Source organism: Rhodococcus sp. IEGM 1305, from assembly GCF_030058635.1.
Lineage (GTDB): Bacteria > Actinomycetota > Actinomycetes > Mycobacteriales > Mycobacteriaceae > Rhodococcus_F > Rhodococcus_F opacus_D.
In genome coordinates, this window is the sequence record NZ_JASHKX010000004.1 from 228,918 (window position 1) to 241,501 (window position 12,584).

Consider the following 12,584-nt stretch of genomic DNA (forward strand, 5'->3'; position numbering starts at 1 on the left):
CGAGTGCCCGGCACGGGACACTCGCCTGCGGGTTCCTATCCTGCTGTGTCCCAGAAGACCCGGGGATTACCGTCGGCATCCGTGCCTACGAGGTTGGCGGGGTGGATCCCGCCGGACGTGATGAATTCGGTCAGCAGATGCTCCATCCCGGGTGGAGCGTTGACCTCACCATGTGAGTACAGCGCGATCACAATGCCAGCCTTCGAGGCGGGCACGTGCTCGATGCCGTAGACGGCATTAGGCGCGAACTCGATGTGGATCTCCAGAGAGTTCTCGTCGAGCCGACCGATCCCGGTGACCCTGAAGCGATAGAGCTCCGGTTCGCTCGCTGCCTCGTTTTCAGAGACACCAAACGCAGTCCACAATCTGTTTTTCCACAGCATGAAGAGCCGATCGAGCTCGGTACGATCGGGAACACTCATCGTCGTGACTCTCCCGGTAGTGACGTCGTCGGGCAAGAGGAAGAGGATCCTTTGCCCGAACCTGCTTCGGACGAAGTGGCGTCTCAGCGCGTGCCGGCGGCAGTCGACCGTCGTTCCGCAAGCGGATCGATGACCGGTCATCGATTCACCACTGCTCATTCTTATCTCTGACCGGAGGCCTGCGTTCAGGTGAGGCGCCGAACCTTCTCGAAGACCCTAGTAAACACCTCGCCGAACTCAGCCTCGAACTCTTTGCCCTGGTATCCGAGAACCATCACGGTGTATCCATTGAGTGCCGCGTAGCCGAGTAGGACTTCGTCGTTGACCCTGGCCGGGTTATCAGGGTCGGTGACTTCGGACAGGATGACCGCGTCTTTCGACATGAGCGACGGAGGAAGATCGAGCCGCTCGGTCCGTACCGTCCCTCGGTACGTGTGGTCGTTGCTTGTGGATGTGAGTGTGTAGGCCGAACACGGACCGGTGTGCGCGTCCGCCACTCGGGGCACATCCATGTCGGTCTCGCTGACCAGCACGACGTAGCTGCGTTCGCCATCGAAGATTGCAACGTTCGCGGAGCCGTCCCGAATCAGACGTACGCGAGCCTCGTCGGCGTATCGGTTCTGTTCGTCGCACTCCGGCGGGTCGAAGACGCGGGTGTTTTCCAACCCCAGCCCGGTGCTTGGGGCGTCGAGCTTGATGCTGAGGACCATCTGCTCCTCGTCGTCGAGGCTATCGATCTGAGCACCCGCAGGCAGGTCCACGGTGTCTGGCAGCAGACTCGCCCGGGAGACGCCCGGCTCGTCGGCGGGAGCTTCTTGTGCCCCGCACCCCGCGGCACCCAGTATCCCGATAACCCCCAGTGCGGCTGCCCATTTCCTCGGCATTCTGTTTCCTCCCCGTTGCGGGCCGAGGTGCTCAACCGCGGCACGCAACGGTATCAACGGTCGAGTCCGGCAGAGTACCGCCTGGGCGCGCCGTGTTAGAACGGAGCCGTAGCGGACAGACGCTATGACATGGGCGTGTGGCCACGGCAAGCAACTGGCGGAAGGTCGGCAAACGCATCTGGTGCTCCGATGGGCGATCGCTGAGCGGGCCTCGTTCGCGAAGCGACTCGAGGCCTGTATCGATCTCAATCATTGACCGTGTCAGCCGACCGCAATATCGACTGGTCCCCTGGCACAGTCATGGCTTCGATCGATTGAAGCGCCACGAGCTGCTCCACGCAGCTGCGGGATGCTCCCACGTACGTTGTCATCAGGTCGACGTCTGAACCAACACACCATGCGGCATCGCTGGGCCACCACAGATTCGGCCTCGACAGAGCGATCGAAGGACCGATCGAAGAAGCGATGCGGCCAATCGGTCCAGTGAACACATGAAACGGCCGCTTCCCGACCTTCGTCGGCCGTGAAGTGACGCCGCTGAAAGACTCGACCATGTTGTCGAGCGCTGTAAAGGCGAAGAAACAGACATCGGGAGTCGTGGTGTGCCCGGCCAGCACCGTCGCCACTTCTACGGATTCATTGACTTTCAATTCCCCGGGCCAGGGGGGATCTGCCCAAGTTCGCGACGACTCACTGACGCCCCGAACGATGGAGTCCCACTCCATCGCGGGATGGGACACGGCACCGCTCAGGGCCGCGATCTCGTTCCAGCGGAGGGGCCGTTCACCCGAGCCGTCAGGCGCGTACGCGGTCCATGCGGGGTGGAAGATCCGGCAATACGACTCGAACCCAGTCGGGACTATCGAGCTCACAGTATGGGCCCGGAACGGAGCCAGACGTTGTTCTATCCACCTCGACTCCGCCTCGGCGGAGTCCGCCAACTCAGATGCGTCCCATTGGGAACCCGCCCCTGGTTCATTCGCGTCGGCCACAGGAACAACGGTAGTCACGTCCGACGATGGTGAGCCGATAAACGAACCTGCACCGGGACGAAGTGGTGTCCCAGCGCATGCCGGCGGCAGTCGGCCTTCGTTCCGTAAGCGGATCCGAGAAGGGGTAGAGGACTTGCATTCGGGCGTTGCCCTTATGCGGAACCCTCACCTGGCTCGTTCCGATTGCCGTCCCATGACTGGAACTCGCTGACCTGCCGCGTTCCCGTAGAGGTGGTCCGATGAAGAGATTCCGAATTGGGGCGTCAAACGGGGCAGAAACCTGCGGGTCGCTACGCCCAATCGACGATGTATCGCAGTCCGTTTGCAACACGCGGATTGCGTTTCCTCGTCTCTGGGGGAGATTTCGAAACTGATATGCAGACTGATTCGCTCGACCGAGATCATCCCTCCACACGTGGTCAATGGTCAACTAAGTCTGGCTACAACATCCCTTCCATACCAGCCCTTTTCGCGGCATTCAGCATGCTTTTGCTGCTCTGGTTCTCCCAGTGCGGAGGGACGGTGATGGGCAGGCCGCCGACGTCCTGCATTATCGAATCCAGCTCGGCCAGCGCCGCCCGCCGATCGAGGTACGACGCGCTCGTGAAGTCCAGGTCGTCGAGCACCAGAACGCCGAAAGGAAGGTAGGTGACCGGCACCTGCCGTCGCAGGGCCGTTGTCGGGCGCAGGGTCTTCGGCCACCTCCGGGTACGAGGGGGTGACCACGTTGAGGTTGTGGGTCCACAACACCGGCCCCTGACCGCGGCCGACCGCAGCCAACAGGCGGCACCCGTCGTACTTCATTTCCGCCGCCCAGCGGCCGTCCATTGCCTCCGGGAGCTCACCCGAGTTACCGCCGGTAGCCGGAATCCGCCCTCGCCTGATCGGCGAGGACGGATTCCGTTTTAACTGAGGCACTTACGTTCGTCTAGCGCATGTCCGCCGACTCTCCGTCGATCATGACCATTGTGGGACGGGGGATTTCGGTGGTACCGTCCGCGAGATCCCCGAGGCTGCCGTCGAGCGCCACCAGGTCCGCACGGCGGCCCGCCGTCAAGGTGCCGACACGGGTCTCGTCGTGCACCAGGTACGCGCTGTCGATGGTCATGGCCCGGATCGCGCGATCCACTCCGATCCGCTGGTTCCCGCCGAGCACGGTGCCGCCCCTCGTCATCCTGGTGACCGCGGTCCTGATGGTCGCGAGCGGGTCCATCGGGGTGATCGGGCAGTCCGAATGCAGTCCGAATCGCAGCCCCAGTTCGTCGGCGCAGGCGAGCGGATCCATCTCGGCGGCGCGCTCGGCACCGAGGAACCGGTCGCGGTGGCGGTCGCCCCAGTAGAAGACGTGGTTGACGAAGAAACTCACCCCGAGTTCGGCTTCCCGGATCGCGGCCAGGTCGCTGGGCGCGCTCACCTGGCAGTGTTCGATGCGGTGCCGTCCCACCCGGCCGTCGGTGGCTTGCGCCCTCCGCAGCGAGGTGATCGCGGCACCGACCGCCGCGTCGCCGTTGGCGTGCACGGCGACCTGACCGCCCGCACGATGCACCCGCAGGATCATCTCGTCGAGTTGCGCCTGCGGGTAGAGCAGGTCGCCGTGATGGCTGGGGTCACACGCGTACGGCGTGCGGAGGGCGGCGGACAGCCCCTGGATCGACCCGTCGGCCCAGAACTTCGCGCCGGCCAGCCGGAAGCGTGCGCCGGCCCCGGGTGTGTGCTCGAACGTGACTCCGCGGTCGTCGAGGGCCTCGAGCGCCATGTCACCGCGCAGGAACCCGACGACGTGCACCGGCAGCTCACCCGACGCGTCCAGCGAGCGGTAGGCGGTCAGCTCCTGCTCGCCGGCCGAGAGACCCACCCCGAGATCGTGGATCGTGGTGATACCCCGCGACCGCGCCGACAGCAGGCTGCGAAGCAAGGCGCCGTTGACCTCCTGCTCGGTCAGCGCGGGAACCGCCGCGGTGAGCCTTGCCACCGCATCGATTTCCCACGCCATCCCGGTCAGACGGCCATCGGCGCCGCGAGGGAAGAGCGGGTCGTCCACCGGCACCGTGGATTCGTCGATGCCTGCGGCCGCGAGTGCGGCGGTGTTGGCGACGGCGAAGTGCCCGCAGATGTGCAGCACGATGACCGGACGATCGGTGCTGACGGCGTCGAGATCCGTCCTGGTCGGATGCCGTCCTTCGGCGATCTGGGTGTCGTCGTAACCCCACCCCCTGATCCATCCGCTGCCGGCGGCCGCGGCGCGCAACGCCTGCTGGATGTCGGCGATCGACCGGCACGGTGGTGTCCGGCAGTCCGCCCAGCCGTCGGTGAGGCCGGCGTAGGTGGGGTGGATGTGCGATTCGATGAGACCCGGGATCACCGTGGCCCCGGGCAGGTCGAGGCGGCGGGCGCCGATTCCGGCGCGGTCGGCCATGTCCTTCCTGGTGCCGGTGGCGATCACATCGGCTCCGTCGATGACCAGCGCTTCGACAGTCGGCGACGACGGGTCCTGCGTGTGAATGGAATCGGCGGTGAGCAGTGTCCTGGACATCAGGCACCCACTTCGCTGCGTGCGGCCACGGATCCCGCGGAGGTGCCGGACGTTCGGCCGTCGGCGCGAAGGCCGCGGACGGGATCGGTGGGTGGCCAGAACACCCGCGTCGACACCACGAAGAGGATGTTGAGCACCAGGGCGGCCGCGCCGAGATTGACACCGTGCTCGGCGAGCCACACGGACACCGGGCCGTGCTTGTCGAGATACAGCCACAGCACCACGACGTCGCCGAGCACCACGCCCATGGCGAGGGCGGCGGGTCGCAGCTTCCATCCGAAGACCATCGTCGCGAAGACCACCGCGGCCTGGGTGACGCCGTAGTACGCCGTGTTGACCAGGGTGAGCAGGAGCTGAGGTGTCGCGAGGGTGAGCAGGAGCGAGATCCCGAGGTACGCCACGACGACTCCGCGCACCCAGACCCGTTGGCGGGATTCCGGGATCCCGGGAATGATGTTGCGCGACACGATCGCGCCGATTCCGAGGGCCGCCCCGCACAGGACCACGATCGCGCAGAGGGCCGCGCCGCCTGCGACGACGCCGGTCAGCCAGTCGGGCAGCAGTTGTCGCGACAACTGCAGGAGCACCTGGTCGGATTCCGTGCCCTCGAGCTTCGTCGGCAGCAGCGTGATCGCCCCGAAGGCGGCGGCGACGAGGAACGGGTACATGAGCATGTACAGCGGATTGAACTTGGCGACCCGCTTGATCGTCGCCTCGGACTTCGCCGCGAGCACGGCCTGCACGATGATCGGGAAGATGAAGAACCCGACCGATTGGAACACGATCGTCGTCAGGACGAAGGTCAGTGACGACCCGGTGACCGTGGAGTGTGAGGCCGAGCCGCCACCACTGGCTGCCGCCGCGGCGAACAGTTTCTCGGTGCCACCGGTCTCGATCACTGCCGCCAGTCCGATCAGGACGGCGCCGAGCAACAGGGCGGTGTCCTTGACGTAGGACACGAACGCGGGGGCGCGCACCCCGGACAACATGAGGAACAGCAGCGCGAGGGCCGCGCCTGCGAATACCGCGACGGTGGGGTCGATGGAGATACCCAGACCGGTCAGCGCGATCTGCAGTCCGGCGAGCTGAAGCTGGCCCCACGGGATGAGGAATACGACCGAAGCGATGGCGATGGTCAATTCCAGCCCACGCGACCGGAAGTGGCGTCCGGCCACATCGGGCAGGGTCATGGCGCCGTATCTCTTACCCGCGCGCCAGAGGTAGGGCGCGAAGAAGTATCCGATCGGGTAGGCCAGCAGGATGTACCCGATGAACCAGACGCCGTAGCTCGCCCCGTGCGCGTACACGCCGCCGGGGAACCCGATCAGGGTGCCGATGCTGTACGCCTCGCCCGCTCCCAGGATGAAGACCAGCAGCGGACCGAACGACCGGCCACCCACCAGGTAGTCGGAGATCTCCTTCTTGCTGCCGCGCCGCGACAGCACGCCTGCCCCGAGGGCGAGGGCGAGCACGAGGGTGAAGAAGGCCGCGGTCATGACTGGTCTCCCATCCCAGCGCTCGCAGCGGCCGATTCGGCGTGCTCGGCAGCTTCGAAGTCCTTGCGGTCGAATAGCTTCCAGGCGAGATGGAGGCACAGCGAGGTGAGCGGCATCCACAGGAACAACCACGCGAACAGGATGGGGACTCCGAAGACCGTGGCCGTGGATCCGGACAGGGCGACGATGCCGCCCAGGACCCCGGCGAACGGGACACCTATCGCGAGTAAGGCGCTTTTTGCCTCGTTGGACATGATTGTTTTGTCTCCTATTCCGACTGCGTCCACCGGCGTCGCGGGTTGGGTCCGGTGCCGGTCGACGTGCACTCTGGCACTAGTGTGGTTTGAATCACTCCCCTCGGGCCATGGGCGAATCCCGGAAAACGTCGAGGCGGTTCGTGAATTTCACGGGAGTGCGGAAACCGAGGGAGAGGGTGCCCGAGTCCGTGGATGAAGACACGATCCAACGGCTGTGCCGGCAGGTCTCGGAGGAGATCGAATCGGTAACCGACCGAGCGGTGGGTCAGATCCGCGCCGAGTTGCAGTCGTACGCCGCCGTACCGATCGACGAGCAACGCGGATACATCAGTCGGCAGCTCGCGGCGACGTTGCGCGCCCTCGCGGAGAGCGAGCCTCTCGCCGACGACGTCCTCGAGCGTTCGCGTCAGCTCGGCAGGCGCCGGGCCATGCAGGGTTTGCCACTGTCCGACGTCATCGAGACGTACCACATCGCGTCCCGCGAATTGTGGAACACGATGGTGGCCACCGCCGCCGAGCCGACAACCGACCTGCTGCGCGCGGGCGGCATGATGTGGGATCTCGTCCACACCGCCACCAGCGCGGTCGCCGTCGGACACACCGACGCGACCCGAAGCGAACAGGCCATCCGCGCGGGGGTGCGATACCGGTTCTTCGAGGCCCTCGCGAGGTCGGTCGACGGCGACCACCGTGATGTGCGCGAGCTGGCAGAGGCGCTGGGTTTCACACCGCAGCACGAGTTCCAAGCGGTGTGCGTCGCCGCGGAGGAGTGGTCGGAAGCGCAGCTCGAACGGCTGCAACGCACCCTGGACACGATCCCGGGCACCACTCAATGCAGCGGGCACGGCACCGTCATCATCGCCCTGAGCCAGCGCGCACCGGTCGACGACATCATCCGCGAGGTCCGGCTCGGCCACCCGGGGACAACGGTCGGAGTCGGACTGGGCCGCCCCGGCCTGGCCGGCGCGGCGATGAGCATCACGGACGCGCGCCGCGTCCTGCATCTGGCCTCGCCTACCGGCGAGGTGGTCCGTTTCGCCGACGAATGGGTTGCCGCCACCCTGGCGGATCATCGCGACGAGCTCGCCACGCTGCTGGAGCCGGGTGTCGCCGTCGCCGCGGACCATCCGCACCTCGTCGAGGCGGTACTGGCCTTCGCCCGCAACGAGTTCTCCATCAGCGCGGCCGGGCGGGACATCCACCTGCATGCGAACTCGATCACCTACCGGCTCGACCGCTGGCAACAGCTGACCGGCTGGGATCCCCGGACCCTCGACGGCCTGCAGCGCTCGGTGTCGAGTCTGAGTCTGTTCCAGCGCGATTCGGGCGACACGCCCTCCGACACCGCGGGGGAATAGCGGTCTACCGGCCCCAACTGCGACAAGATCTGCGCCTCGGTCATCGGCCGAGCGGGTAACATCGACTCGCCGGCAGGTCGGACGAAGATGGGATTGCGTGGTGAGCGAAGAACTGCCTGCGGGCACACAATCCGTCGGACGTGCGCTGGCCGTGCTCAAGTTGCTCGCATCTTCACCCGACGAACTCACCGGCAGTGCTATCGCGGCAGAACTCCAGTTGTCGTCCGGTACGGCCAACAGACTCATCCGGGCCCTGATCGCCGAGGGTCTCGTAGCGCGGAATCCGATGTCCGACAGCTACTACCTCGGCAGTGGAACGGTACTGCTCGGCCAGGCCGCCCAGCGCGGGTTCGGCATGGACAAGGCGCTTCCCATCCTGGAGCAGCTCAATTCCGAGACCCAGGAATCCGTGAACCTTTCCATCCGTCAGGGGCCGGAATCGGTGGTGATGATGCGGGTGCAGTCGACGCTCCCGTTGCGGTTCGAGCAGCACACGGGCGCCCGGTTTCCCCTGTACACGACGGCTTCGGGCAAGGCGATTCTGGCGTTCTCGCCACACGCCGAGACGTACGTCAAGTCGCTTCCCGCCACGCTCGCCAAGGTCACTCCGCACAGCTTGAGTACTCCCCGTGAACTCTCGGAGCAACTCCGGGAGATCCGGGTCCGCGGGTACAGCATCGACGAGCAGGAGAACGTCGAGGGTGTGCGTTGCGTAGGCGCACCTATTCTGGACGCGGACGGGTACGCGCAGGCTGCGCTGGTGATTCAGGTCCCCACCGTCCGAATGCCCAAGTCGAGGGTACGGACGCTCGGAGACCGCATTGTCCAGGCGGCGAAGGAAGTATCCCAATTCGTCCCGGTCAACCGGGCGATGTCTCACTGACCCGAGGCTCTCCCACGGCCCGGGTGTTTGGCGCGGCCGCCGTTCCGTGGCGTCGCGATCCGCTGTGTGCTGGATCCCTCGAATTCTTCTTGTGAGGCACTTCACATATCCACGTCGCTGGCCTATCGTCGGTTCACAGTGTGGGGACTATCCCTACATTGTGACAGCGAAGGAGTCTCAACGATGTACCGATCGAACGAGAACGAGAGCGTCTTCACCTGGGCGGCACCCCCATTGAAATTCGGCATCGGCGCTCTGGACGAGGTCGGCGCCGAACTGTCCGCACTGGGATCGGAATCCTGTTTGGTGATCACCGACCCGGGCGTTCGAGACACCGGGATCCCCGACCGCATTCGCGATCAGCTGATCGCCGCAGGAATCAAGTCGGACGTATTCGACAGCGTCGCGGTGGAACCCACGGATCAGAGCATCGAGGAGGCCGTCTCTTTCGCCCGTGAACGGGAGTGGGACTCCTACATCGCAGTCGGCGGAGGTTCCGCGATCGACACCGCGAAGGCTGTCAACCTACTCACCACTCACCCCGGGGAACTGCTCGAGTACGTGACTCCGCCCATCGGCGGAGGTAAGGCGCCGTGGCTTCCCCTCAAACCCCTGATTGCCATACCGACCACCGCGGGCACCGGATCGGAATCGACGACGATCTGCGTCATCGACTTCCTCGGCCTGCACTTGAAGGCCGGGGTCAGTCATCCCAAGTTGCGACCGACGCTCGCAATAGTCGATCCCCTGACCACCGTCACGCTGCCCTCGCAGGTCACCGCTGCGAGCGGAATGGATGTACTCTCTCACGCGCTCGAGAGCTACACCAGCGTCCGGTTCGACGCCAAACCTGCGCCCGAAGACCCGATGAAGCGCCCCGCCTTCTGCGGTTCCAACCCCATCAGTGACACCTGGTGCGAGCAGGCCCTGTCGTTGGTGGGGAAGTACCTGCGACGCGCGGTGATGAACGGACGGGACCTGGAAGCTCGTTACCAGATGGCGCTGGCCTCGACCTCCGCCGGAACAGGGTTCGGCAACGCTGGCACCCACCTGCCCCACGCCAATGCGTACCCGGTCGCCGGCGCCGTCGAGAACTACCAGGCCGAGGGCTATCCTCGAATGCCCATGGTGCCGCACGGGCAGGCCGTATCCGCCACTGCCGCAGCAGTTTTCCGATGGACCTACCCGAGCGACCCCGGCAGGCACCTGCGAGCGGCCGAGCTCCTCTCCGGACGGACATTCACGGCCACCGATGGAGCGGACGCGCTTGCGCACGTACTGAGCGAGCTGATGGCCGACATCGAAATGCCCTCGGGATTGCGAAGCTTCGGCTACGGGGAAGAGCACCTGGCGACGCTGGTGGATGGCACGATGAAGCAGACGCGTCAGCTGGCGGTCGTGCCCCGACCGGTGACGAGGAACGCCCTCACAGACATATTCCGGGAGTCGTTGTGACTTTTCCGCGAGACACCGACCAGGAACCGTCGAAGTCCGAGATCCGTACCGTCGTAGCCTCGAGCATCGTCGGAACGACGGTGGAGTGGTACGACTTCTTCCTCTACGGCATCGCCGCCGGCCTGGTGTTCGACAAGCTGTTCTTCCCCAGTTCGGATCCGATCGTCGGCACATTGCTCGCGTTCGCCACGTTCGCGATCGGATTCATGGCCCGGCCGTTCGGCGGTCTGATCTTCGGTCACATCGGCGACCGCATCGGCCGGAAGAAAACCCTGGTCGCGACCATGATGATCATGGGTGTGGCAACCTGCCTGATCGGACTCGTCCCCACGTACGCGACGATCGGAATCGCCGCGCCGATTCTGCTGGTGGTGCTCCGGCTCGCACAAGGAGTCGCAATCGGCGGCGAATGGGGTGGGGCAGTCCTGATGGCCGTCGAATACGCACCCCGCGGTAAGCGTGGGTTCTACGGAAGCCTGCCGCAGATCGGTCTCGCAATCGGCTTGATGTTGGGTACGGGTGTCTTCGCGGCACTCAACTCGACCCTGTCCGAGGCCGCATTCCTGGACTGGGGTTGGCGGATCGCATTCATGCTCAGCGCGATCCTGGTGGCGGTCGGCCTGTTCATCCGCCTCAAGGTCATGGAGACCCCGGCCTTCCGCAAGCTCGAGACGGTGGAGGAGAAGGCCACCGTGCCTGCTTTGGAACTGATCAAGAGCCCGCAGTCACGGCGAAACATGGTGCTGGGAATGGGCAGTCGATGGGCCGAGGGTGTGGCCTTCAATACGTGGGCGGTATTTGCGATCACCTACGGCACCGGCACGCTGCACCTCAGCCGTCAAACCCTGCTTCTGGCAGTGATGGCGGCGGCCGCGACCATGATCGTCTTCATTCCCGTCTTCGGAAAGGTCGCCGACCGGTACGACCGCAGACATGTGTTCGCGGCGGGCAGCGTGATTCTCACGGCTGCAGCCTATCCCGCTTTCGTGCTCATCGGCACCGGAGATACCGCTGTCATCGTCATCACGATCGTGCTGGTCCTCGGCGTCCTCTATCCGATCGTCTACGCCCCCGAGTCCTCGCTGTTCGCGGAACTCTTCCCCACCCGAGTCCGCTACAGCGGAATCTCTGTCGTCTACCAGCTGTCGGGAATCGTCGCATCGGGTCTGACGCCGCTCGTGCTCGCGTCCCTCCTCGGCTCGGCGAGCGGAGGACTCTCACTGATCATGGGATACATCGTTGCGGTGGGCGCGGTCAGCACGCTGTGCACGCTCGCAATCCGCCGCCGGGACATCTACACGGAAGACCAGGACGGCAGTTCACACCCTGACAACGCCGCCATGTCACAAATATCCCCGACCTGACACTAAAGCTGTTGTGGCCCCGCCTCGGTCTACCGAGAGCGGGGCCTCGGGCTACCGCAACGCCACCTGCACGAGGACGGCGGCGCCGAGGAAGCCGAGTAGCCACAGCACGCGTTGCCGGACCTGCTGGGCGGTGGTGCGGTCGAACAGCCATTTCCCCGCGGCGGCGCCGAACATGCAGAGCGGCGTGAACAGGGCGATCTGTGCGAGGACGGGCACGGTGAGGAGACCACCGGCGGCCGACCCCGCGGCGCCGAACGCGTCGATGACGAGGAAGAACACGACGAGCGAGGCGCGTCCGGCCGCCACGTGGGTGGACGCGGAGAAGTACATCAGGACGGCGGGCGGGCCACCGAGGGCGAAGCCGCCGTTGAGGAGACCGGACGCCACGCCCGTCACCGTGGTCACCCCGGGGCCGGGCAGCGACTGCCGGTCGGGGACGGCGGCCATGGCGACGGCGGAGCCGATGATCGCGACGCCCAGCAGGACGCGCACCAGGTCACCGGACAGTTGCGTGAGCGCCCACATCCCCAGCGGCATTCCGATCAGGGTGCCGGCGAACAACCAGCGCAACGACTTCCAGTGCACCTGACGCCACACCTGGGGCAGCATCGCAGCGCTCGCGACGACCTCGAGGACGAACACGGTGGGGATCACCGACGTCGGGGGGAGCAGGACGACGAGTCCCGCGACCCACACCATCGCGCCACCGAACCCACCGAAACCGCGGACGACACCGCCGGCCACCACCACGCCGAGCGCGAAGAGGAGGGCGGGCAACGACAGATCCCACACCGTTGCCGCCATACCCTGTTGCACCGCTTCCGTTCGCCGTTTGTCTCCGTCAGAAGTGTGGGGGTCGCGGCGTCGAAGCGACAGGTCCAGACGACGGCGAATCGTCGGTACCAGGAACGCACGGGACGTGGCCCCCGGCGACTGC

The 12,584-nt window shown here is 65.6% G+C and carries 12 protein-coding genes; 4 read left to right on the forward strand and 8 right to left on the reverse strand.

All coding sequences use genetic code 11. From position 1 onward, the window contains the following. Nucleotides 1–35: 35 nt before the first annotated feature. The 7 genes from QM693_RS10790 to QM693_RS10820 all read right to left on the reverse strand — a co-directional run bounded on the left by QM693_RS10790 (nucleotide 36) and on the right by QM693_RS10820 (nucleotide 6,581). Nucleotides 36–422, reverse strand: a complete 387-nt coding sequence (locus QM693_RS10790; protein ID WP_120659151.1) for a hypothetical protein — start codon at nucleotides 420–422, stop codon at nucleotides 36–38. Nucleotides 423–607: 185 nt separating this feature from the next. Further along, nucleotides 608–1,306: a hypothetical protein gene (locus tag QM693_RS10795; protein WP_182624746.1), complete on the reverse strand. Its 699-nt coding sequence runs from the start codon at nucleotides 1,304–1,306 to the stop codon at nucleotides 608–610. A gap of 245 nt (nucleotides 1,307–1,551) precedes the next feature. Beyond that, complete coding sequence (locus QM693_RS10800) at nucleotides 1,552–2,031, reverse strand: hypothetical protein (RefSeq protein ID WP_283352317.1); 480 nt, start codon at nucleotides 2,029–2,031, stop codon at nucleotides 1,552–1,554. A gap of 707 nt (nucleotides 2,032–2,738) precedes the next feature. Further along, complete coding sequence (locus tag QM693_RS37835; RefSeq protein ID WP_502942627.1) at nucleotides 2,739–2,957, reverse strand: hypothetical protein; 219 nt, start codon at nucleotides 2,955–2,957, stop codon at nucleotides 2,739–2,741. A 269-nt stretch (nucleotides 2,958–3,226) separates the two neighbouring features. Next, nucleotides 3,227–4,831, reverse strand: a complete 1,605-nt coding sequence (locus QM693_RS10810) for an amidohydrolase (protein WP_283352318.1) — start codon at nucleotides 4,829–4,831, stop codon at nucleotides 3,227–3,229. Further along, nucleotides 4,831–6,327: a sodium:solute symporter family protein gene (locus QM693_RS10815; RefSeq protein WP_283352319.1), complete on the reverse strand. Its 1,497-nt coding sequence runs from the start codon at nucleotides 6,325–6,327 to the stop codon at nucleotides 4,831–4,833. The genes QM693_RS10810 and QM693_RS10815 overlap by 1 nt, the downstream gene beginning before the upstream one ends. Next, entirely contained in the window at nucleotides 6,324–6,581 is a 258-nt protein-coding gene (locus QM693_RS10820; protein ID WP_283352320.1) for a DUF3311 domain-containing protein, read from the reverse strand. Before QM693_RS10820 ends, QM693_RS10815 begins: the two co-directional genes overlap by 4 nt. A gap of 179 nt (nucleotides 6,582–6,760) precedes the next feature. Between QM693_RS10820 and QM693_RS10825 the strand changes: the two genes are divergently transcribed. The 4 genes from QM693_RS10825 (at nucleotide 6,761) to QM693_RS10840 (ending at nucleotide 11,644) form a co-directional block, all read left to right on the forward strand. Then, a complete protein-coding gene (locus tag QM693_RS10825) occupies nucleotides 6,761–7,942 on the forward strand; it encodes a PucR family transcriptional regulator (RefSeq protein ID WP_283352321.1) in 1,182 nt (393 codons plus the stop codon). A gap of 100 nt (nucleotides 7,943–8,042) precedes the next feature. Beyond that, entirely contained in the window at nucleotides 8,043–8,825 is a 783-nt protein-coding gene (locus QM693_RS10830) for an IclR family transcriptional regulator (protein WP_283352322.1), read from the forward strand. Nucleotides 8,826–9,008: 183 nt separating this feature from the next. Then, nucleotides 9,009–10,280, forward strand: a complete 1,272-nt coding sequence (locus QM693_RS10835) for a hydroxyacid-oxoacid transhydrogenase (RefSeq protein ID WP_283352323.1) — start codon at nucleotides 9,009–9,011, stop codon at nucleotides 10,278–10,280. Further along, nucleotides 10,277–11,644 (forward strand): MFS transporter, encoded by a 1,368-nt coding sequence (locus tag QM693_RS10840; protein ID WP_283352324.1) that lies wholly within the window; start codon nucleotides 10,277–10,279, stop codon nucleotides 11,642–11,644. The genes QM693_RS10835 and QM693_RS10840 overlap by 4 nt, the downstream gene beginning before the upstream one ends. A gap of 51 nt (nucleotides 11,645–11,695) precedes the next feature. Here the strand turns inward: QM693_RS10840 and QM693_RS10845 are convergent, their stop codons facing one another. Continuing rightward, entirely contained in the window at nucleotides 11,696–12,451 is a 756-nt protein-coding gene (locus QM693_RS10845; protein ID WP_005254313.1) for a sulfite exporter TauE/SafE family protein, read from the reverse strand. Nucleotides 12,452–12,584 lie beyond the last annotated feature (133 nt).

Coding starts and splice junctions, on each gene's coding strand:
- QM693_RS10820 (WP_283352320.1), bottom strand. CDS start 6,581: ATGTCCAACGAGGCAAAAAGCGCCTTACTCGCGATAGGTGTCCCGTTC.
- QM693_RS10790 (WP_120659151.1), bottom strand. CDS start 422: ATGAGTGTTCCCGATCGTACCGAGCTCGATCGGCTCTTCATGCTGTGG.
- QM693_RS10835 (WP_283352323.1), top strand. CDS start 9,009: ATGTACCGATCGAACGAGAACGAGAGCGTCTTCACCTGGGCGGCACCC.
- QM693_RS10800 (WP_283352317.1), bottom strand. CDS start 2,031: ATGGAGTGGGACTCCATCGTTCGGGGCGTCAGTGAGTCGTCGCGAACT.
- QM693_RS10845 (WP_005254313.1), bottom strand. CDS start 12,451: ATGGCGGCAACGGTGTGGGATCTGTCGTTGCCCGCCCTCCTCTTCGCG.
- QM693_RS10815 (WP_283352319.1), bottom strand. CDS start 6,327: ATGACCGCGGCCTTCTTCACCCTCGTGCTCGCCCTCGCCCTCGGGGCA.
- QM693_RS10795 (WP_182624746.1), bottom strand. CDS start 1,306: ATGCCGAGGAAATGGGCAGCCGCACTGGGGGTTATCGGGATACTGGGT.
- QM693_RS10810 (WP_283352318.1), bottom strand. CDS start 4,831: ATGTCCAGGACACTGCTCACCGCCGATTCCATTCACACGCAGGACCCG.